Here is an 18,965-nt window from a genome sequence, read left to right on the forward strand (position 1 = left end):
CAGCATTGATTCCCCGTTAGGTTTCTGCTCGCCATCAAGAAGAAAAGGAACTTCTCATGTCGAGCCAGTCCACGCAGGGCTACGTGCAGTCGGTCGATCACTTCGCCAACCAGCAGCGCCAACCAGAAGAAGCCCTCTACCTTTTACTGGACCCATTCGCCGGCTGCCCGCCTGAGCACCCGCTGGCCATCGCTGCCCTCAGCGAAGCGCTGGGTAGTGATGCCGTAACGCGCATCGACTGCAGCCGCCTGGTGCAGGATCCCGAGTGCTGGCCAGCTCTGGTGCGGCTCGCCGAACCCGGCGATGCGCCCACAGCCCTTGCCCTATTAAGCGCGACCTGCGCCGCTCGTGAATCGGCAGCTACCTGGCACCACGTGTGTGGCTGGCTGATCAGCGATCAACCCGCCGACCTCATCGCCCAGCACATCAGCCAACAGTGTCAGGTGCTGCACCAACCAGAACCGCACGGTATCACCGCCTGGTTCGAACCCGTGCGGCTGGCGCTGCTACGCGCGACCCTGAAAAACGCAGGCGAAGTCCTCGGGCCTGTTCGCAGCTGGCTACATCCCGATGGTTCTGGCAGTTGCGAGGTATTCGAGCGAGAACCCATGGCTGGCGAACTGGCCGTCCCCGAGGCCGTAAGGGCGACCCAGCACGTCGCACCGCAGATCATTCAACTGCTCGGTGCCTGGCATCGCCTGAGTGCCGTGCAGCATCCCCATGCACCCTGGCACTTCCCAGGTTCATCAGGCCTGCCGGAAAACGCACCCACCCATGCCATGAACCTGATCCTCAAGGCCTTCAGGCAAGGCCTGCGCGACCGTGCCGATATCCAGTGCATGTGCCTGCACATGCTCATGATTCACCCACTGCTCCTTCAGCACCCGACCATCCAGCACGAGGTGGAAAGGGCCGCGGCCGGCGAGCAGCGCCTGGCGGACCGCTTCGCCAGCTACGACGACTGCACCTGGTCGCACATCGTCGCCGGCCTGCCGAAGGCAAGGAGTTACCCATGAGCATCAGCAAAGCCATCCACATCGCCATGCAGGAAGAGATCCCCAACACCTACGGCACCTGCAATGCCTGCGAACGCTCCGGCCTGCCGATTCTACTGCTGCGCGAGGCCTACGCCCCACGCCCGGACACAGGGCGCCCCTATCGCCTGGCAGACGACAGCGAAATCATCTTCCACCCGATGCACACCGACCAATTGCGCCTCCTGCGCCAAGGTTATGTCTACGTACTGCTCGACCAGGAAATCTGGCAGGCCTACGAAGTAGCGGCGGAAGGTACCTTGCAGCGCTTTCCGGTGTCGCAGATGCCCTTTGGGCCACCCAGGTCGTTACCCAAGGTATGCGCCACCGAAGGCCACGATGTGATTGCCTCGTTCATCAACATCGATACCCTGCTCTACCGCAAGGCCTGGATCGCCTTCGCCAACGACCCCTGGCCCCGTTCGGTACTCGACCGCTATCGGCAAGGCATCGCCGACAGTGACCCGGGCACCCTCGCCCGCTTCGTCGAGGTGGACCTGAACACCGCACGCAACGACCCTGCCAGCCTCGGCATCGCCATGACCGATAGCTTCCGCTTCGGCCTGGAACAGGTGCTGGAGTTTTCCACCTTTTCCTCTGCCAGGTTTACCAGCGTTCATGGCTTTTACAGCCGCCTGGGCCGCTGGCATGAAACCCGCACGCATGTGCGCAATGTCATCCAGCAGGAACAACTGCCCAATGGCGTGCTGGCGCTGACACTGCCCGACCCGGTCGGCATGGTCATGGAGCTCAACGCGCAACGCACTGGCTGGGTGCAGGCCCTGCAGGAATGGCGGGCGCAGCCGCAGCGGCACTTCGAATACTTCACCTCGCAAGCACTACTGGGCATCCGCGAATTGCACGCGGCCATGGCTGCCGTGCAAGGTGCCGAGGACGCGCAGCGGGAAGCCCGGCAGATCGAGCAGTGGAACGACAGCCCGATCGCGGCCAAGGCGTATCTGCCGCCGGTGGACATCGACGCGCAGACCGAACGCAACACCGCGCGCAAGCAGCAGGACGCCCGCGAGCGGCTGGAAGAGCGTTACGACGAAAGCGCCCGCGCCGCGTTCCAGGCCGATTACGACCGCGAACTGAAAAACTGGCAGTCGATGATCGACCAGGTTGGCGATCTGTATGCGCGGCACTATGCCAAGCGGGCTTTCAGCAGATCGGCTACTACGACTATGACGCGACCTCCCCCGTTTCGGTGGAGTACTTCATCCAGATGATGGCCGCCTGCCTGGCCGGCGGGCCCACTGAAACCTTGCCGCAGGAGGGTCAGCCGCTCGGGATCACCCAGCATATCTGGCAGCAGCTGCTGGAAGACGACCGCAGCCTGTTGTACCAGGCACTGCTGGCCAAGAATCAGAAGCTGATGCAGCAGGTGGCCAGGGCGCTGTCCGGGGACGACTTCGGCAAGGTGTACGACATCATCAAGGGCATCGCCGGTACCGCCGATGGCCAACTGCTGATGATCAAGCCGATACAGGATGCCGTTGGCCAGTTGCTGGCCGCGACCAACAGCGCAGGGAATGCGCTCAGCCAGCACCTGGGTGAACGGACCAAGACCCTGATCGGTCATGTGCATCGCTCGGCGTTTGCACTGTTCGCCGGGCAGCAGGTAACGCCGCTGCGGGTGTCGCTGACAGTGGGCGAATACATGAGCCTGCTCAATGAAGCCCTGGAAGCGCGGACCGATGCGTTTCTGCAGCAGGTAGACAAGCAGTTCCGTGACCCACTGGGCCGCAAGGTGCGGGCCATGGTGCTGAGTGGGGCGATCAATATTGCGACAGCGGGTAACCGCAGCCAGATGATCGAGGTGATGCTCTGGACGCTCGAAAGCGCCGAGAGCCTGCAGGCGCGGCTGGTGCAGTTGCGCGAGGGTGCAGCCGGCGGCGTCGGGGCGCTGGTACGCAATGTTGCGATTGGTGCGGGTACGCTGCGTGCGCAGGTTACGGGTGGTTTGAAGATCAGTTCTACGGCCGCGCAAAGCGTGGCAAGCGATGCGATGCGCAGCCTGCGGGATGCTGCAGCGAGCAGTGGAAGTGTGAAGCTGATGCTTGCCTTGGGGGGCATATGGTTCCAGCAGGATAGTCTGGGCAAGAACTATCGGGCGTTGCAAGAAACACATCAGAACAATCCAGAGGCGCTTGCGGCGATCTGGTCTTCATCGCTTGGGTTGTTGGGAGTGAGTGTCGAAGTGGCAGGCCTTGCTGTCACACTTGTACGACCGAAGATACCGTGGCCCGGAACGGTAACCATAGCTTCACTAGGAAAGAACCTAGCCAAGTATGGCGGCGCCATCACTGCACTCGCCAATGCCATGGATGCAGTGCAATACGTGAATGCGCTCGCCAGAACTAATAACCAAGGGGACAGCACCTCTGCAAACCAGTACGCTCGCGCGGCCGTGCTTGCTACAGTTTCCACTGTCTCTGGTATTTACTCGGCATTATTCGCAAGTTCGCTACTCGGCCCCTTAGGCTTTACGATCATCCTTGGTCTGGCAGCCTATACGCTGGCGATGGATGCCAAAAATCAAGAATCTTCACTATTAGAGCTTTGGTCCCGACATAGTAGATGGGGAACACCAGAGGAACATCGGCGCTGGATGAATCCACAAGATCTGGATACCGCAATTGGCTCACTGAACGCGGCAGCCTTGGGAGTTCAAGCGCAGGCTTCAATTGAGACAAGATTTCAACCAACTCACAGTACGCACACGCCAGACCAAACAAAAGCCTTCATCAGCGATGACGCTGCTGTCGCGGCAGGCTTTTATCTCGATTTGTACATAAGCTTGCCAAATTTCAGTACTGAAGACGCACAGTACAAATGGCAACTGACTGTATACCCAGCAGGGCAAAATCGACTGCCTTTTTATCTCTCTGGTAATAGTTCACATCCAAAAGTAGTCGAATACGTGCCCGAAGAAACCAAAAAAATCTTTGCTAGCCCTGAAAGCGTCAGCGAACGAATAATTTTTAAAACCACCGATAAGACCCTGCACATCAGCACTTCAATTCCACTACTGGAAAACCATTGTACAAAAGCTATTGAGCTAACGCTCACTTATTGGCCCAACAAGCATGACATGTCAGGTTATGCAAAAGTGACAATGAGAGAAAACAATCTATCCTCGCTAAGGAGTCTATTCTAATGGCCCGCCCGCACCTTAACCCGCCATGTACAGGATGGATAGAGGACCTACCCCATCCTGACATTCCCATTGCGATCGAAGCCAGCCTGGGCAATCAATCCCCTAACCATCAGGATCTTATCTACCTTGAAGTACCCAGACCCCTCGGTTGGGCAAGAGAAGTAATGGCTTTCCTTTCGCTTCCAACTATCGCCATCACCACCCCTCTGTTCAGTTTCATAAACTCCAACTTAGAACGGAGAGACTTCGAATCCGTGCTAATTGATATATTAATACTTGCATGCGGAGTATGGGCATCCGTATTTTGCCTTCGAGTAAGCATATCCCCACCCCGAGATGAACCCCTTCGCTTCAACCGAGTACGTAAAAAATTGTATGCATACAATTTCAAGTACTGCTGGTGGAACCCCTTCACGAACTGGAAAGTAGAAACAGTTTGCTACGACTGGTCCCAAGTCCGCGCCGAGCGCTGGTCCCAGGCCGGCGCACTGCCAAACGGTGGGTTAATTTTCAAATGGGGTGTCACACTCTCCATCGTTGCACCAGGCACAAACAATGTCATCGACCGTTTTCCTCTGGTTACGATGGGGGCCGACCAGCATGCCTGGGCCTACATCTGCACCTACATGCAGGAAGGCCCCTCAGCCCTGCCACCACCCGGGGAACCCAAGGATCACAACGATGTGCTCTGGTGTGAGTTCGCCCTGCGCCTGGCACCCCGAGTAGAGTGGCCAGCGGAAATGGATCTGGAGTCGAGAACCGCCCCCTGAACTTACTGTGTTGCGCTGCTTGCGTTGGCCCCATCGCCGGCATGCCAGCTCTCATAGAACTGCACATAACTCATTGAATTAGCAGGGACCCTGTGGGAGCGGGCACGCCCGCTCCCACAGGGATTACATGGTGGGCGCCACCAACCTGTATCCCACCCCTGGCTCGGTGATGATGAACCGCGGCGCCGTGGGGTCATCTCCCAACTTCTGCCGCAGATGCCCGACCACTATCCGCAGGTAATGGGTGTCATCCACATGGGTAGGCCCCCAGATATCCTTGAGCAGTTGCTGCTGGGTAATCACCCGCCCCGGGTGCCCGGCCAGTTGCGCCAGCAACGCATACTCCTTGCGGGTCAGCGCCACTTCCACGCCATCCAGGGTCACCCGGCGAAAGGCAAAGTCCACCATCAGCGGCCCAAAGCTGGCCGCCACTTCCGAGCCACCGGCCTGCGGCACCTGGCGCAGCAAGGCACGCACCCGCGCCAGAAACTCCTGGATGCCGAACGGCTTGGTCACATAGTCGTTGGCTCCACCATCCAGCGCATCGACCTTCTGCACTTCACTCGCGCGCACCGACAACACCAGCACCGGCACCGCGCTCCATTCGCGCAGGTCACGCAGTACCTGCTGGCCGTCCATGTCCGGCAGGCCCAGGTCGAGTACCACCAGGTCCGGCTTGCCCAGCGCCGCCTGGGCCAACCCTTCCGCGCCGGTGGCGGCCTCGAGCACCTTGTAGCCTTGCGAGGCCAGGCTGATGCGCAGGAACTTGCGGATCTGCGGTTCATCGTCGATGACCAGGAGGGTGGCGGACTGACTCATGGGGTTTCGCTTTCGGTTTCAGGTTGAGGGGGCAGCGGCAAGCATAAAGTGATGCTGGTGCCCTGGCCATCGATGCCTTCGCCCACGAGGATCTGGCCGCCATGGGCGCCGATCATGCCCTGGCAGATCGCCAGGCCCAGGCCGGTGCCCTGCCCGCCGCGGTCACCGCGAGCGGCGGTGTAGAACATGTCGAAGATCTTCTCGCGGTCTTCCACGGGAATACCGGGGCCCTGGTCGCTGACGGCAAAGCACAACCGGGCGTCCTGCACCGACACCTGCAGCTCCAGCCGGCCATTGGCTGGCGAGAAGCGCGCGGCATTTTCCAGCACGTTGACCAGCGCCTGCTCGATCAACGCCGCATGCACGAACAGCAACGGCAGCTCGGCCGGCACGTCGGTGTGTACCCGCAGCGGCGCCAGCACCGCGCGCAGGCGGTTGAGTGCACTGCCGACGATGTCGGCAGGCGCCACCCAGTCGCGGGCCAGCTTGAGGCCGCCGTGGCCCAGGCGGGTCATGTCGAGCAGGTTCTGGATGTAGCGGTCGAGGCGTTCGGCCTCGTTGCGGGTGCCCTCCAGCAGTTCGCGGCGGTCGGCGGCGGGGATCGCCTCGCCCAGCGCCAGCAGGCTGTCGATGCTACCGCGCATGGCGGTCAGCGGGGTACGCAAGTCATGGGAAACGGACGCCAGCAAGGCGCTGCGCAGCTGCTCGGTTTCGCCATGCAGCCGCGCGGCCTCCAGTTGTTCGGCCAGCCGGGCGCGGGCCAGGGCCTGGGCCAGTGGTTGGCCAAGGGCGGTGAGCAGGCGCCGGCGCGGGTCGCTGAGAGGCTGGCCGGAGCGTGAGCGCACACCAAGCAATGCCAGGGGCTGCTCATCCACCGCCAGTGGCCACCACCACCAGCGGCCATTGGGCAGGGTGTCGCTGCCATGACCGGCGGCCTGGCCGTGCTGCCAGGCCCATTCTGCAGCGGCGCGTTCGTTATCGCTGAAAGCATGGGCTTCGCCGCTGACCACCTGCAACTGGCCTTCGACATTGCGCTCCAGCAGGCACACCTGCATGTCCTGCCAACCGTCCAGGTGCTGGCCGGCGGCGTTGAACACCGCCTGGCGGTCGGTGGCCACGGTCAGCCGGCGCGACAGGTCGAGCAACTGGCTGGTCTGCGCCTGGGTCTCGCGCAGCGCCTGCAACTGGCGGCGCTGGCGGGCGGCCAGGTTGCCGGTGAGCGCGGCCATCAACAGGAAGAACACCAGGGTCAGCACGTCTTCTTCGCGCTGGATCCTGAACGACAGGTTGGGCGGGATGAACAGGAAGTCGTAGGTCAGGAACGACAGCACCGCGCAGGCCAGCGCAGGCCCCAGGCTGCTGCGCACTGCCACCAGCAACACCGCGGCCAGGAACACCAGCGATATGTTGGGCAGCGCCAGCACACTCGACACCGCCCAGGCCAGGCCTGCGGCCATGACCGTGGCCAGCAGCGCCAGCAGGTAATGGCGCCAGACCCACACCCGCCGTACCGCCGAACGCGGCGCTTGCGGCTGCGCGTCGCGGTCCAGCACGTTGATTTCCAGGCCGTGGCTTTCGCGCAGCAGCCGCGCGGCCACACCGGCACCGAACAGGCGCCGGCGCAGGCGGTCGCGGGACTGCCCGACCAGCACCAGGCTGGCCCGCCGTTCGGCGGCATGCTGGATCAGTGTGCGCACCACTTCGCCGGCACGCAGCAGTACCACCTCTCCACCCAGGCGTTCGGCCAGTTGCTGGGCAGCTTGCAGGCGCTGGCGTGCGGTTTCGTCGCGCAGGCGGCCGTTGTCCACGTGCACCAGGCTCCAGGGCAGGTGGCGGCGTTGCGCCACGCGGCTGGCATGGCGCACCAAACGTTCCGCCTGGTCGTCGCCATCCACGCCCACCAGCAAGCGCCCACGCAGGGCCGGGGCTTCCTGGCCGCGCTGGCGATAGCCGTGGGCAAGGTCGGCATCCACCTGGGCGGCAGCGGTCTGCATGGCCAGCTCGCGCAGGGCGGTAAGGTTGGTTTGCGAGAAGAACGCATCAATGGCGGCCCGCGCCTGCTCGGGCACGTACACCTTGCCTTCGCGCAGACGTTCGAGCAGCTCGCGGGGTGGCAGGTCGATCAGCACCAGCTCGAAGGCTTCCTGCAGCACCCAGTCCGGAAGGGTTTCGCGCACTTGCACGCCAGTAATGTCGCGGACCTTGTCGTTGAGGCTTTCCAGGTGCTGGACGTTGACCGTGGTGTACACATCGATGCCGGCGGCCAGCAGTTCCTGTACGTCCTGCCAGCGTTTGGCGTGGCGGCTGCCGGGCGCATTGGTGTGGGCCAGTTCGTCGACCAGCACCAGGGCCGGCGCGGTCTTGAGAAGGCCGTCGAGGTCCATTTCCTCGAGGGTGACGCCGCGGTACTGGCTGCGCAGCAGGGGCTGTTGCTGAAGGCCAGCGAGCAATACCTCGGTTTCGGCACGGCCATGGGTTTCAACCACCCCGGCCAGCACCTGCACGCCCTGGCGTTGCTGGGCGTGGGCAGCCTGGAGCATGGCGAAGGTCTTGCCGACGCCGGGGGCGGCGCCAAGGAACACCTTCAACCGCCCCCGGCCGCTTCGCGGGAGGGTAGCCAACAGCGCGTCTGCGCGGGCGGAGTCACTCATCTTTCATCCTTTGGTGTGGCGGCGTCCTGCAGCCTCTTTTGGGCCTGCTTCGCAGGCCTTCGCGGGCTTGCCCGCTCCCACAGGGTGATCGCAATACTCGGAAGCTGCGCTGTACCTGTGGGAGCGGGCAAGCCCGCGAAGGGCCGCAAAGCGGCCCCCATATCAGTGGCCCAGATGCTCAAGTGCCTGGTTCAAGGCCAGCACATTGACCACCGGCGGGCCGATCAATGGGTGGAGGGTGGCCTCTTCCAGCAAGCCTTGCAAGCGCTCCACCGGCAACTGCCGTGCCGCGGCCACCCGAGGGATCTGGTAGGCCACGGCCTCCGGAGGCAGGTGCGGGTCGAGGCCGCTGCCCGAGGTGGTGAGCAGCGCCTGGGGCACCGGCCCCTGCTGCGCCTGGTACAACGCAGCCGCATCGCCCTTGACCCGCTCGGCCAGCGCCGGGTTGCTCGGCGACAGGTTGCTGGCGCTGCTGGCCACGGTGGCGTAGGCGCCTGCCGATGGCCGCGCGTGGAACCAGCCATCGCCCTGGAAATCCTGGGCGATCAGCGCCGAGCCACGTACCTGGCCCTGGTCATCGCGCACCAGGCTGCCATTGGCCTGGCTGGGGAAAATCACCTGGGCAATACCGGTCACCGCCAGCGGATACAGCGCGCCGGTCACCAAGGTCATCAACAGGGCCAGGCTCAATGCCGGGCGTACATAAGCATTCATGGTGGCCTCCTCAGACCAGGTGCAGAGCATTGAGCAGCAGGTCGATCAGCTTGATCCCGGCAAACGGCACGACAATGCCACCCAGCCCGTAGATCAGCAGGTTGCGCCGCAGCAGGTGCGCCGCACTGGCCGCCTGCACCCGCACGCCGCGCAGCGCCAGCGGGATCAGCACGATGATGATCAGCGCGTTGAATACGATGGCCGACAGAATCGCACTCTGCGGGCTGGCCAGGTGCATCAGGTTGAGCACGCCCAGCTGCGGGTAGATGGCGGCGAACAGCGCCGGCAGGATGGCGAAGTACTTGGCCACATCGTTGGCGATGGAGAAAGTGGTCAACGCGCCACGGGTCACCAGCAGCTCCTTGCCGACCTGCACCACATCCAGCAACTTGGTCGGGTCGCTGTCCAGGTCGACCATGTTGGCCGCCTCGCGCGCGGCCTGGGTACCGTCGTTCATGGCCATGCCCACGTCAGCCTGGGCCAGTGCCGGGGCGTCGTTGGCGCCATCGCCGCACATGGCCACCAGGCGGCCGTCGTTCTGCTCCTGGCGGATGCGCGCCAGCTTCTTCTCTGGCGTGGCCTCGGCCAGCACGTCATCCACGCCGGCCTCGGCAGCGATGGCGGCGGCGGTCAGCGGGTTGTCGCCGGTCACCATCACCGTGCGAATGCCGAGCTTGCGCAGCTCGGCAAAGCGCTCGCGAATGCCGGGTTTGACCACATCCTTGAGGTGGATCACGCCAAGCAGGCGCTTGTCCAGGCACACCAGCAGCGGTGTACCGCCGCTCTGGGCAATACGCTCCACTTCACGGGCCAGTGCTGGTGGCATTTCCAGGCGTTGCATGCCGACGAACGCCAGTACGGCATCGACAGCGCCCTTGCGGTAGCGGTGTTGCTGAAAGTCGATCCCCGACAGGCGCGTCTCGGCGCTGAAAGCCACGGCCTCGAACTGGCCGGCGGACGGTTCGACAAAATCATGCAGCTGGCGCAGATATTCGACGATCGACTTGCCCTCGGCGGTGTCGTCCGCCAGCGAGGCCAGCAAGGCGCACTCCCCCAGCTCGCGGGCAGTGATGCCCGGTGCCGCGTGCAGCGCACTGCAGCGGCGGTTGCCGAAGGTAATGGTGCCAGTCTTGTCGAGCATCAGCGTGTGCACGTCACCGGCCGCCTCCACCGCCCGGCCCGAGCGGGCGATGACGTTCAGCCGCACCAGCCGGTCCATGCCGGCAATGCCGATGGCCGACAGCAGGCCGCCGATGGTGGTGGGGATCAGCGTTACCAGTAATGCGGCGAGAAAGATCAGCGGCAGGCTGCCACCGACAAAGTGGGCGAACGGCTGCAGGGTCACCACCACGATCAGGAAGATCAGGGTCAGGCCGATCAGCAGGATGTCGAGGGCGATCTCGTTGGGCGTCTTCTGCCGCTTGGCGCCTTCGACCAGGGCAATCATGCGGTCGAGGGTCGATTCGCCCGGGTTGCTGGTGATGCGGATCAACAACCAGTCTGAGACCAGCCGGGTATTGCCGGTCACCGCTGAGCGATCGCCGCCGGACTCGCGGATCACCGGCGCGGACTCGCCGGTAATGGCGGCCTCGTTGACCGCAGCGATACCTTCAAGCACCTCGCCGTCACCGGGAATCATTTCACCAGCTACCACGCGCACCACATCGTCCTTGCGCAGCGCGCTGGCCGCTACGGTTTCGTAGCTGCCATCGCGCTTGCGACGCTGCGCGGTAAGCCCTTGGCTGCCAGCCTTGAGGCTGTCGGCTCGGGCCTTGCCACGGCCTTCGGCCAGAGCCTCGGCAAAGTTGGCGAACAGCACGGTGAACCACAGCCACAGGGCGATCTGCACGGCCACACCGGTACTCACACCGCTGCCGGGAGCGAAACACAGGACGGTGGTCAGTACCGCAGTCAGGGCGACCACCAGCATCACCGGCGAGCGCTTGAGTTGGCGCGGGTCGAGCTTGACGAATGCCTGCACCAGCGCCGGGCGCCACAATGCGGCGAAACGGGTCTGATCCTTGGCACTTTGCCGGGCTTTTACTTCAGCAATGGGCATGTTCATGGTCGGTCCTCAAAAACCCAGACTCAAATGTTCGGCGATCGGCCCAAGGGCCAGGGTCGGCAGGAAGGTCAGGCCACCGACCAGCAGGATGGTGACCAGCAGCAGGCTGGTGAACAGCGGGCCATGGGTGGGGAAGCTGTTAAGCCCCTGGGGCGCGCTTTTCTTCGCCGCCAGGCTGCCAGCCAGCGCCAGTACCGGCAGGATGTAGCCGAAGCGGCCGATGAGCATGGCCAGGCCGATCATCAGGTTGTGGTACACCGTGTTGGCACCAAAGCCGGCAAAGGCCGAGCCGTTGTTGGCCGTGCCCGAGGTGTAGGCATACAGCAGCTGGCTGAAGCCATGCGCACCCGGGTTGCTGACTGCACCTGCCGGGCCTGGCAGGCTGGCGGCAATGGCGCCGAGCACCAACACGCCGACCGGCATCACCAGCAGGGTCGCCACCAGCAACTGCACCTCGCGGGCCTGCAGTTTCTTGCCCAGGTATTCCGGGGTGCGGCCGATCATCAGCCCGGCCAGGAACACCGCGATCAGCACGAACAGCAGCATGCCGTAAAGCCCTGCACCGACGCCGCCGAAGATCACCTCACCGACCATCATGTTGACCATTGCCACCATGCCGGTCAGCGGGTTGAGGCTGTCGTGCATGGCATTGACCGAACCGTTGGAGGCAGAGGTGGTAGTCACTGTCCACAGCACCGAACCGGTGGTGCCGAAGCGGGTTTCCTTGCCCTCCATCGGGGCGCTTTGCTGTACCTGCGCGCTCTCGAGGGCCGGGTTGGGCTGGTACTCGGACCACAACGCCGTGCTGCCGCCGATCAGGAACAGCGCAAGCATGCAGGCGAGGATGGCGCGGCTCTGGCGCAGGTCCTTCACGTAGTGGCCAAAGGTGAACACCAGCGCCACCGGAATGAGGATGATCGAAGCCACCTCGAACAGGTTGCTCCAGGCCGTGGGGTTTTCGAACGGGTGCGCCGAGTTGACTCCGAAGAAGCCACCGCCGTTGGTACCCAATTGCTTGATGGCGATCTGGCTGGCGGCCGGGCCCAGCGGGATGGTCTGCTCGGTGCCCTGCAGGGTGAGCGCATGAGCGTAGTCGGCCAAGGTTTGCGGTACGCCCTGCCATACCAGCAGCAACGCCAGCAGCAGGCACAGCGGCAGCAGGCCGTAGAGGGTGGCGCGGGTCATGTCGACCCAGAAGTTGCCCAGCGTCGTGGCGCTGCGCCGTGCGATGCCGCGGCACAGGGCGACCAGCACGGCCAGGCCGGTGGCGGCGCTGACGAAGTTCTGCACGGTCAGGCCGAGCATCTGGCTCAGGTAGCTGACCGACGCTTCACCACTGTAGGCCTGCCAGTTGGTGTTGGTGACGAAGCTGACCGCGGTGTTGAACGCCAGCGACCATTCCTGGCCGGGCAGATGCTGCGGGTTGAATGGCAGGTAGCCCTGCAACAGCAGCACGGCGAACAGCAGCAGGAACCCGGCCAGGTTGAAGGCCAGCAGGGCCAGGGTGTACTGCTGCCAGTTCTGTTCCTGGCTGGCGCGCACGCCCGCCAGCCGGTAGCAGGCTTGCTCGACCGGGCCCAGCACGGGCGACAGCCAGGTCCGCTGGCCTTCCATGACCTTGAAGTAGAACCGCCCGAGCCAGGGTGCCGGTAGCAGCACGATGGCGAAAAATGCCAACAGCAAGGCGAAATCGTAACTGTGCATGGCCACTCCCTAGCTGCGATCGGCGCGCAGCAGCGCCACCAGCAGATAAAACGCCAATGCCACTGCCAGCAGCAGTGACAGCCCGTCGAGCATGTTCATGTGTGGTTCTCCCCGTGGTGCGGCTTGGGCCGCTTTGGGGAAATTGTCCGAGCGAGGGGCGTAAAGGGGCGAGACTGGGAGGTGGGGATGGCGATAAAGAAGGCGTAAAGATCGGGAGTTGAGGTTGCCTGAACCGGCCTCTTCGCGGGTAAACCCGCTACTACAGGGACCGCACCGCTCTCCCGGGCTGTGGAGATCCTTGTGGGAGCGGGTTCACCCGCGAAGAGGCCAGTACAGGTTTACTGCTGAGGCGGCTGCGGGACGGCGTTGCGGCTCCAGTCCAGCAGCAGGCTGTAGCCGACCGCCAGCAAGGTCGGCCCGATGAACAGGCCAATGAAGCCAAAGGCGATCAGGCCGCCGAACACGCCCAGAAGCACGATCACCAACGGCAGATTGCCGCCACGGCTGATCAGGTACGGTTTGAGTACGTTGTCCACGCCACTGATGATGAAGGTGCCCCAGGCTCCCAGGAACACCGCCATGCCGTATTCGCCTTTCCATACCAGCCAGCCGGTGGCCGGAATCCATGCCAGTGGCGGGCCCATGGGGATCAGGCTGAGCATGAAGGTCACCAGGCCCAGCACAATGGCCCCGGGCACACCGGCAATCAGGAAGCCGATCAACGCCAGCACGCCCTGCGCTGCGGCCGTACCGATCACCCCGTTGACCACCCGCTGCACCGTACCGGCGACCAGCTCCAGGTAGTACTCGGCACGGTCGCCCATCAGGCGGTGCAGCAAGCGCAGGACGAACGCCGACAAGCGCGGGCCATCGCGGTAGAAGAAGAACACGAACACCAGGCTAAGGGTCAGTTCCAGCACGCCGCTGCCGATCTGCGCGCTGCGCGCCAGCAACCAGTTGCCCACCTGCCCCAGGTGCGGCTTGACCGAGGCCAGCAAGGCCGCGCCCTGCTGGTCCAGCGATTGCCACCAGCTGACCAGGCGCTCGCCAACCACCGGGATGCCACCCAGCCACGCCGGAGCGTCGGGCAGGCCGTCCACCTGCACGTCACGCACGAACGCCGTCGCGTCGCGAATATGATCGGCCAGGTTGAACCCCAGCCACACCAGCGGCAGCGCCACGATCAGGATCCAGGCAGTGGTCAGCAGGCTTGCCGCCAGGGTTTCGCGCCCGCCCAGCGCTCGCGTCAGCAAGCGCATCAAGGGCCAGCTGGCAAAGGCCAGGATGGCTCCCCACAACAGCGCTGAAATGAAAGGTGCCATTACCCACAGGCCGGCACCCAGCAGCGCCAGTAGCAGAATCTGGACCAGCAAGCGGTCATTGTTAGCCATGGTGGTGCCCGTTCAACGGATCAGTTCAAGGTGCAGGCCGTCGGTAGGTGCACTACCGACTTCGAGGCGGCCATTGCGCACGCCCGCCTTGACCAGCGCCTCGCGCCAGGCTTCAGCCTGGGCCCCACTGAGGCTGGCACGCAGGGTGCTGTCGAGGTTCAGGCTGCGGGCCAGCAGGTTCGCCCAGGCGTCTTGCGGCGCGGCCAGGTCAGGGTAGTCGAGCTTGCCGGTGTCGCGCATTTCGCGCAGCACCGTGGCGGCGGTCGGCAGCAGTTCGCCCAGCGGGCTGCCGGCGACGAACTCTTCCACGTGCAAGTAGGCGCGGCGGTTGCCGCGGGTGACACTGTACAGCGCGACCAGGGTGTCGGCCTGCTCCGCCGAGCGGCGCAGCAGGATGAACGCCTGCTGCTCGTCGCCGCCGTTGAGGCGGGCATTGCCGAACACATCATTGGCCCACAGGCTGGCCTCGCCGCAATCGCGGCCCTGGCACCAGAACAGCGGGTAGCCGCCGTCGCGCTGCAGTGCTTCGCGAGCGCTGGTGAAGACTTCGCGAGCAGTACGCTCGACCGGCAGTTCGTAGGTTACCGAGCTGACCTGGCCACGGCTTTCGACCTTGTCCTCGACCCTCAGGCGGCCGCTGATCTTGCGCAGTGGGCCCATGGGGTAGACGCGCTCCTGCTCCACGGCCGGGCGCTGGTCGACCACCTTGGCGTCCACCGGTACCGGCAGGCTGCCGGCCCACAAAACGGGGCTGGCGAACACCAGGCAGGCCGCGAAGGCATTACGGATGGCAACAGGCGCGCTCATTGGCGAACCAGACGGCGCTCAGCGCCGAGATGAAGCTCCAGGATGTCTGGCAGTTGCATGGTTGTCTCCCTGTTCAACCCGCCAAGCCTCGACACTTGTCCGATGCAAGTCAAGCAAAGCCAAAGAAGCGATTGAAACAGTCTGCGACAAGGGCCGCGCCCTGCTCATCGTTCAGGTGCAGGTGATGGCCACCGGGCAGCGTCACCTGCTCAAAGGGTAGCTGCTCCAGCAACCCGGTGTGGCGCGCCAGCATGCCGTCGGCGGCCACGACCAGGCGCGTCGGGCAACTCACCCGGTGCACATAGGCCATGGCCTGGGCCTCGCTCAGGCGCACTGGCGAAGGCAGGGTCAGGCGGCTGTCGCTGCGCCAGCTGTAACCGCCGGGCACCGGCATCAGGCCACGCTGGGCCAACAGCTCGGCCGCCTCACGGCTGACTGCGACCATGCCTTTCATGCGTGCCTGCACGCCCTGCTCCAGTGTGGTGTATACCGACTTGCGCTTGCCATCCAGGCGCAACTGGGCCTGCAGTGCCATGCCCAGCCGCTCACCGGCATCCTGCTCGGCGCCGGTCGGCGGGATGACGCCGTCAATCAGGGCCAGATGGCTGACCCGATCCGGCAGCGCGCCAGCCAGTTGCACGGAAATGATTGCCCCCAGCGAATGGCCCAGCAGAGCAAAACGTTGCCAACCCAGCTGCTCGGCCACCCGCAGCACGTCATGGGCGTAGTCGGCCAGAGCATAGCCGGCACCGAGCGGCCGGTGCTCGGAGTAACCATGCCCGGCCAGGTCCAGGGCGACGATGCGCAGGCCTTTCAGCTGCGGCGCCAGGCGGGCGAAGCTGTTGGCGTTATCCAGCCAGCCATGCAGGGCGATCACCGGCAGCCCCTGCTCCGGGCCGAACAGGTGCGCCGCCAGTTCGATATGGCCCAGACTCAGTCGGATTTCCTCGACCTGCGCGCTCATGCCTGGCTCCAGCGGTCGAACAGGCCCTTGATCAGGCTGGCGGTGTCGGTTGGCCGCTCCAGCGGGAACATGTGCCCACCCGGCACGCTGTGGTATTCGCCCCTGGGCATGCCACGCACGGCCAGCGTGTGGTGGCGGCGAATGACGTTGCTGCGCTCGCCGCGGACCATGGCCAGCGGCACCTGCAATTGCCGCGCGGGCGCAGGGCTGGTATGCGGGATGCTGCGGTAGATGCTGATTTCCGTGGCCGGGTCGAAGCGCAACTGCAGCCCCTGCTCCATCGCCTGCAGGCCGTGCTCTATGTAGGCATCGAGGCAGTCGGGGTCGAAATGGCGGAACAGTGACTTGCCGGCGAAATAGTCCCGGGCACTGTCGCGGTCATTGAAGGTTTCGCGGCGCCCCAGGGTGCGGCCAGCCGGGGTGATACGGTCAATGAAGCCGAAGCGCTTGGCGGTGCGCAGCAGCCACTGGTCGGCGCGGGTGAGCACCGGAGAGTCGAGCATCACCACGCCGCGATAATACTCGGGGCAGCGCAAGGCTGCGTGCAGGTGCAACACGCCGCCCAGCGAATGGCCGACGCCCCATACTGGCTGGTCTTGCCGAGCCAGGTGGTGCAGCAGTTCATCGACCAGGCTCTGCCAGTTGTCGTCCACCGGAAAACGCGGATCGTGGCCGTGCTGGGCCAGGTGCTGCACCTGGTAGTCCGGTGCCAGGGCGGCGAACAGCTTGCCGTAGGTGGCCGACGGGAAACCGTTGGCATGGGCGAAGAAGATCTGCTGCGACATGGCGCCGGGTCCGGATGCGAGATGATGGCCCATTGTCGGTATCGCGGGGCGGTTCGGCAACGTCCGGAAAGGTCATCGGCGAGGGCTATCAGGTCAGGCTTGTGGGCGCGGGCACTGCCTGCAGGAGCAGCCTTGTGCTGCGAAGAGGCCATAACTGCCGGAGAAGAGCTATTGCCCTACTGGCCTCTTCGCAGCACAAGGCTGCTCCTACAGGAAACCTAGATAGCCTGAGAACTCAGGCCGGCGAGTTGATCGCCCGAAGGGTCATCAACCCAGCCAGCGGCCAGTCCCCTTCCAGCTCCGCCAGGCTTGCAGTGCTCATGCCCGCTGGTTGCTGCTGGTGGCCATGCTGCAACGCCCCTACCAAGGTACCCACCAGCGGCTGGTGGCTGACCAGCAGCACATGCTCCAGGCCCAGGCGCTCGATTTCACCGATAACCTGCTGCACATCACTGTCAGGCGTCAGCCAGGGCACGGTGCGCACCGGTTCGGCGAAGCCCAGGGTGTCATGCACCAGGGCAGCCGTTTGCTGGGCGCGTACGTAAGGGCTGGCGATGATCGCCTGCAGCGGCTGGCCCAGCAGGCGGGCGGCGCTATGCAGCACCTGTTCGCGACCATGGGCGGTCAGCCGGCGCTCGGCATCGCTGTTGGCGCGCGGCTCCGCTTCGCCGTGGCGCAGAACCCACAGCTTCACAGTTTGGGCTCCTCGTCACGCACCGGGTGCGGGGCCGGGGCCACCGCATGCGGCGCCTCGCCTTCCGGGGCACGCGGTGCCGGCCAGTCGGCGAACGGCCAGGGCTTCTGGTCGCTGTGGAAGCTGCCGAAGCGGCCGATCTGCGCCAGGTACTGGCTCAGGCTGTCACCGAAGTTCATCAGGCTGGCGCTGGGGGCGCCGTACACCAGGCGGTAGATCAATTGTACCAGCACCAGGCCACCGAGCAGCAGCTCGGCCAGCTGCCAGACCACCAGGAACACCAGCATCCACAGGGCCCGCAGGATGATCGACTCGCGCTGGGCGCGTTCGGGCGTATCGTTCATGTGTTGCTCCTTGCTGTTGTCAGAGCCGCTGAAGGCTCAGTTGAAACCGCTGATGGAAATGAAATCGACATCGGTCTTCGGCTCGGCACGCATCAGGTGCTCGATCACCTGGTTCAGCGTGCGGCCTTCGAACAGGATGGCATGCAGGCCTGCCACCAGCGGCATGTATACCTGCACTTCCTGCGCCTTGGCCTTGAGCACCTTGAGGGTGTTGACGCCTTCGGCTACTTCGCCCAGGCGGCTGACCGCCTGCTCCAGGCTCAGGCCCTGGCCCAGCGCGTGGCCGACCTGGTAGTTGCGGCTCTTTGGCGAGGAGCAGGTGACGATCAGGTCACCGACACCGGCCAGGCCGAGGAAAGTCATGGGGTTGGCCCCCTGGCTGACGGCGAAGCGGGTCATCTCGGCCAGGGCGCGGGTAATCAGCATGCTCTTGGTGTTCTCGCCCATGCCCAGGGCCACCGCCATGCCAGCAATGATGGCGTAGACGTTCTTCAGCGCCCCGCCCAGCTCGACGCCAAAGCGGTCGGCACTGGCGTAGACGCGGAAGGTACGCCCATGCAGCACGGCCTGCACCTGCTGGCACAGTTTTTCGTCCTCGCTGGCGACCACCGTGGCGGTCAGCGCATGTTCGGCGATTTCACGGGCCAGGTTGGGGCCGGACAGCACGCCGATGCGCGCCTCGGGGGCGATTTCCTCGAGGATCTGGCTCATCAGCTTGAAGCTTTGCGCTTCGATGCCCTTGGTCAGGCTGACCAGGCCCTTGCCGCGCAGCAACTCGGCATGCGGAGCCAGCACGCTACGCAAGGCGCTCGATGGCAGGGCGACGAAAATCAGCTCGCTGGCCTGCAGTGTGGCCAGCAGGTCGCTGACCGGCTCGACGCCGTCGTGCAAGCGGATGCCCTTGAGGTAGCGGGGATTCTCGCGATTGACCCGCATGGCCTCGGCCTGTTCCGGATCGCGCATCCATTGGCGCACCGGCACACCGTTTTCTGCCAGCAGGTTCGCCACGGCGGTGCCGAAGCTGCCGCCTCCCAGAACTGCAACAGGTTGCTGTTCAGTCATA

The 18,965-nt window shown here is 64.4% G+C and carries 17 protein-coding genes; 4 read left to right on the plus strand and 13 right to left on the minus strand.

From position 1 onward, the window contains the following. The first annotated feature begins 56 nt into the window (after nt 1-56). The 4 genes from GEV38_RS18470 to GEV38_RS28070 all read left to right on the plus strand — a co-directional run bounded on the left by GEV38_RS18470 (nt 57) and on the right by GEV38_RS28070 (nt 4,964). Nucleotides 57-1,016, plus strand: coding sequence for a hypothetical protein (locus GEV38_RS18470; protein WP_015271074.1), 960 nt, complete (start codon nt 57-59; stop codon nt 1,014-1,016). After that, a complete protein-coding gene (locus GEV38_RS18475) occupies nt 1,013-2,263 on the plus strand; it encodes a T6SS effector BTH_I2691 family protein (protein ID WP_173895911.1) in 1,251 nt (416 codons plus the stop codon). The genes GEV38_RS18470 and GEV38_RS18475 overlap by 4 nt, the downstream gene beginning before the upstream one ends. Next, entirely contained in the window at nt 2,260-4,194 is a 1,935-nt protein-coding gene (locus GEV38_RS18480) for a hypothetical protein (protein WP_173895913.1), read from the plus strand. The genes GEV38_RS18475 and GEV38_RS18480 overlap by 4 nt, the downstream gene beginning before the upstream one ends. Nucleotides 4,195-4,358: 164 nt before the next feature. Then, nucleotides 4,359-4,964: a DUF6708 domain-containing protein gene (locus GEV38_RS28070; protein ID WP_308700760.1), complete on the plus strand. Its 606-nt coding sequence runs from the start codon at nt 4,359-4,361 to the stop codon at nt 4,962-4,964. A gap of 123 nt (nt 4,965-5,087) precedes the next feature. On the opposite strand, the gene GEV38_RS18485 is transcribed toward GEV38_RS28070, so the two are convergent. From GEV38_RS18485 to GEV38_RS18545, 13 genes are all read right to left on the minus strand, one after another. Then, nucleotides 5,088-5,783, minus strand: coding sequence for a response regulator (locus tag GEV38_RS18485; protein ID WP_013973414.1), 696 nt, complete (start codon nt 5,781-5,783; stop codon nt 5,088-5,090). Beyond that, the gene (locus GEV38_RS18490) at nt 5,780-8,434 is read right to left on the minus strand and encodes a sensor histidine kinase KdpD (RefSeq protein WP_054572519.1); all 2,655 of its coding nucleotides are present in this window, start codon (nt 8,432-8,434) and stop codon (nt 5,780-5,782) included. The genes GEV38_RS18485 and GEV38_RS18490 overlap by 4 nt, the downstream gene beginning before the upstream one ends. 162 nt (nt 8,435-8,596) lie before the next feature. After that, nucleotides 8,597-9,148, minus strand: coding sequence for a potassium-transporting ATPase subunit KdpC (gene kdpC, locus GEV38_RS18495; protein ID WP_015271077.1), 552 nt, complete (start codon nt 9,146-9,148; stop codon nt 8,597-8,599). Between the two features lie 10 nt (nt 9,149-9,158). Then, nucleotides 9,159-11,213, minus strand: a complete 2,055-nt coding sequence (gene kdpB / locus GEV38_RS18500) for a potassium-transporting ATPase subunit KdpB (protein WP_173895915.1) — start codon at nt 11,211-11,213, stop codon at nt 9,159-9,161. Between the two features lie 9 nt (nt 11,214-11,222). Then, nucleotides 11,223-12,917, minus strand: coding sequence for a potassium-transporting ATPase subunit KdpA (gene kdpA / locus GEV38_RS18505; protein ID WP_015271079.1), 1,695 nt, complete (start codon nt 12,915-12,917; stop codon nt 11,223-11,225). Between the two features lie 9 nt (nt 12,918-12,926). After that, nucleotides 12,927-13,016 carry a K(+)-transporting ATPase subunit F gene (gene kdpF / locus GEV38_RS18510; protein ID WP_003251485.1) on the minus strand — a complete coding sequence of 30 codons (90 nt, stop codon included), beginning with the start codon at nt 13,014-13,016 and terminating at the stop codon, nt 12,927-12,929. A gap of 239 nt (nt 13,017-13,255) precedes the next feature. Continuing rightward, the gene (locus GEV38_RS18515; RefSeq protein WP_015271080.1) at nt 13,256-14,308 is read right to left on the minus strand and encodes an AI-2E family transporter; all 1,053 of its coding nucleotides are present in this window, start codon (nt 14,306-14,308) and stop codon (nt 13,256-13,258) included. A gap of 12 nt (nt 14,309-14,320) precedes the next feature. Beyond that, nucleotides 14,321-15,115 (minus strand): DUF4892 domain-containing protein, encoded by a 795-nt coding sequence (locus tag GEV38_RS18520; protein ID WP_054572520.1) that lies wholly within the window; start codon nt 15,113-15,115, stop codon nt 14,321-14,323. 109 nt (nt 15,116-15,224) lie between these two features. Then, nucleotides 15,225-16,079 (minus strand): alpha/beta hydrolase, encoded by an 855-nt coding sequence (locus tag GEV38_RS18525; RefSeq protein ID WP_015271082.1) that lies wholly within the window; start codon nt 16,077-16,079, stop codon nt 15,225-15,227. After that, the gene (locus GEV38_RS18530) at nt 16,076-16,864 is read right to left on the minus strand and encodes an alpha/beta fold hydrolase (protein WP_015271083.1); all 789 of its coding nucleotides are present in this window, start codon (nt 16,862-16,864) and stop codon (nt 16,076-16,078) included. Before GEV38_RS18530 ends, GEV38_RS18525 begins: the two co-directional genes overlap by 4 nt. 235 nt (nt 16,865-17,099) lie before the next feature. Continuing rightward, nucleotides 17,100-17,558 (minus strand): phosphohistidine phosphatase SixA, encoded by a 459-nt coding sequence (gene sixA / locus GEV38_RS18535; protein ID WP_015271084.1) that lies wholly within the window; start codon nt 17,556-17,558, stop codon nt 17,100-17,102. Then, nucleotides 17,555-17,902, minus strand: a complete 348-nt coding sequence (locus GEV38_RS18540) for a DUF4389 domain-containing protein (protein WP_013973424.1) — start codon at nt 17,900-17,902, stop codon at nt 17,555-17,557. Before GEV38_RS18540 ends, sixA begins: the two co-directional genes overlap by 4 nt. Before the next feature lie 36 nt (nt 17,903-17,938). After that, entirely contained in the window at nt 17,939-18,964 is a 1,026-nt protein-coding gene (locus GEV38_RS18545; RefSeq protein ID WP_013973425.1) for an NAD(P)H-dependent glycerol-3-phosphate dehydrogenase, read from the minus strand. Between the last annotated feature and the right edge of the window lies 1 nt (nt 18,965).

The sequence above is a fragment of the Pseudomonas sp. 13159349 genome (assembly GCF_013305685.1).
In the GTDB taxonomy this organism is placed as follows: Bacteria; Pseudomonadota; Gammaproteobacteria; order Pseudomonadales; family Pseudomonadaceae; genus Aquipseudomonas; species Aquipseudomonas asiatica.

Excerpts from the sequence above, each read along its gene's own strand:
- kdpA (WP_015271079.1), bottom strand. The coding sequence starts at position 12,917 with ATGCACAGTTACGATTTCGCCTTGCTGTTGGCATTTTTCGCCATCGTG.
- GEV38_RS18525 (WP_015271082.1), bottom strand. The coding sequence starts at position 16,079 with ATGAGCGCGCAGGTCGAGGAAATCCGACTGAGTCTGGGCCATATCGAA.
- GEV38_RS18515 (WP_015271080.1), bottom strand. The coding sequence starts at position 14,308 with ATGGCTAACAATGACCGCTTGCTGGTCCAGATTCTGCTACTGGCGCTG.
- GEV38_RS28070 (WP_308700760.1), top strand. The coding sequence starts at position 4,359 with ATGGCTTTCCTTTCGCTTCCAACTATCGCCATCACCACCCCTCTGTTC.
- GEV38_RS18485 (WP_013973414.1), bottom strand. The coding sequence starts at position 5,783 with ATGAGTCAGTCCGCCACCCTCCTGGTCATCGACGATGAACCGCAGATC.
- GEV38_RS18490 (WP_054572519.1), bottom strand. The coding sequence starts at position 8,434 with ATGAGTGACTCCGCCCGCGCAGACGCGCTGTTGGCTACCCTCCCGCGA.
- GEV38_RS18520 (WP_054572520.1), bottom strand. The coding sequence starts at position 15,115 with ATGAGCGCGCCTGTTGCCATCCGTAATGCCTTCGCGGCCTGCCTGGTG.
- kdpC (WP_015271077.1), bottom strand. The coding sequence starts at position 9,148 with ATGAATGCTTATGTACGCCCGGCATTGAGCCTGGCCCTGTTGATGACC.
- GEV38_RS18475 (WP_173895911.1), top strand. The coding sequence starts at position 1,013 with ATGAGCATCAGCAAAGCCATCCACATCGCCATGCAGGAAGAGATCCCC.
- GEV38_RS18540 (WP_013973424.1), bottom strand. The coding sequence starts at position 17,902 with ATGAACGATACGCCCGAACGCGCCCAGCGCGAGTCGATCATCCTGCGG.
- GEV38_RS18480 (WP_173895913.1), top strand. The coding sequence starts at position 2,260 with ATGATGGCCGCCTGCCTGGCCGGCGGGCCCACTGAAACCTTGCCGCAG.
- GEV38_RS18545 (WP_013973425.1), bottom strand. The coding sequence starts at position 18,964 with ATGACTGAACAGCAACCTGTTGCAGTTCTGGGAGGCGGCAGCTTCGGC.
- GEV38_RS18470 (WP_015271074.1), top strand. The coding sequence starts at position 57 with ATGTCGAGCCAGTCCACGCAGGGCTACGTGCAGTCGGTCGATCACTTC.
- kdpB (WP_173895915.1), bottom strand. The coding sequence starts at position 11,213 with ATGAACATGCCCATTGCTGAAGTAAAAGCCCGGCAAAGTGCCAAGGAT.
- GEV38_RS18530 (WP_015271083.1), bottom strand. The coding sequence starts at position 16,864 with ATGTCGCAGCAGATCTTCTTCGCCCATGCCAACGGTTTCCCGTCGGCC.
- kdpF (WP_003251485.1), bottom strand. The coding sequence starts at position 13,016 with ATGAACATGCTCGACGGGCTGTCACTGCTGCTGGCAGTGGCATTGGCG.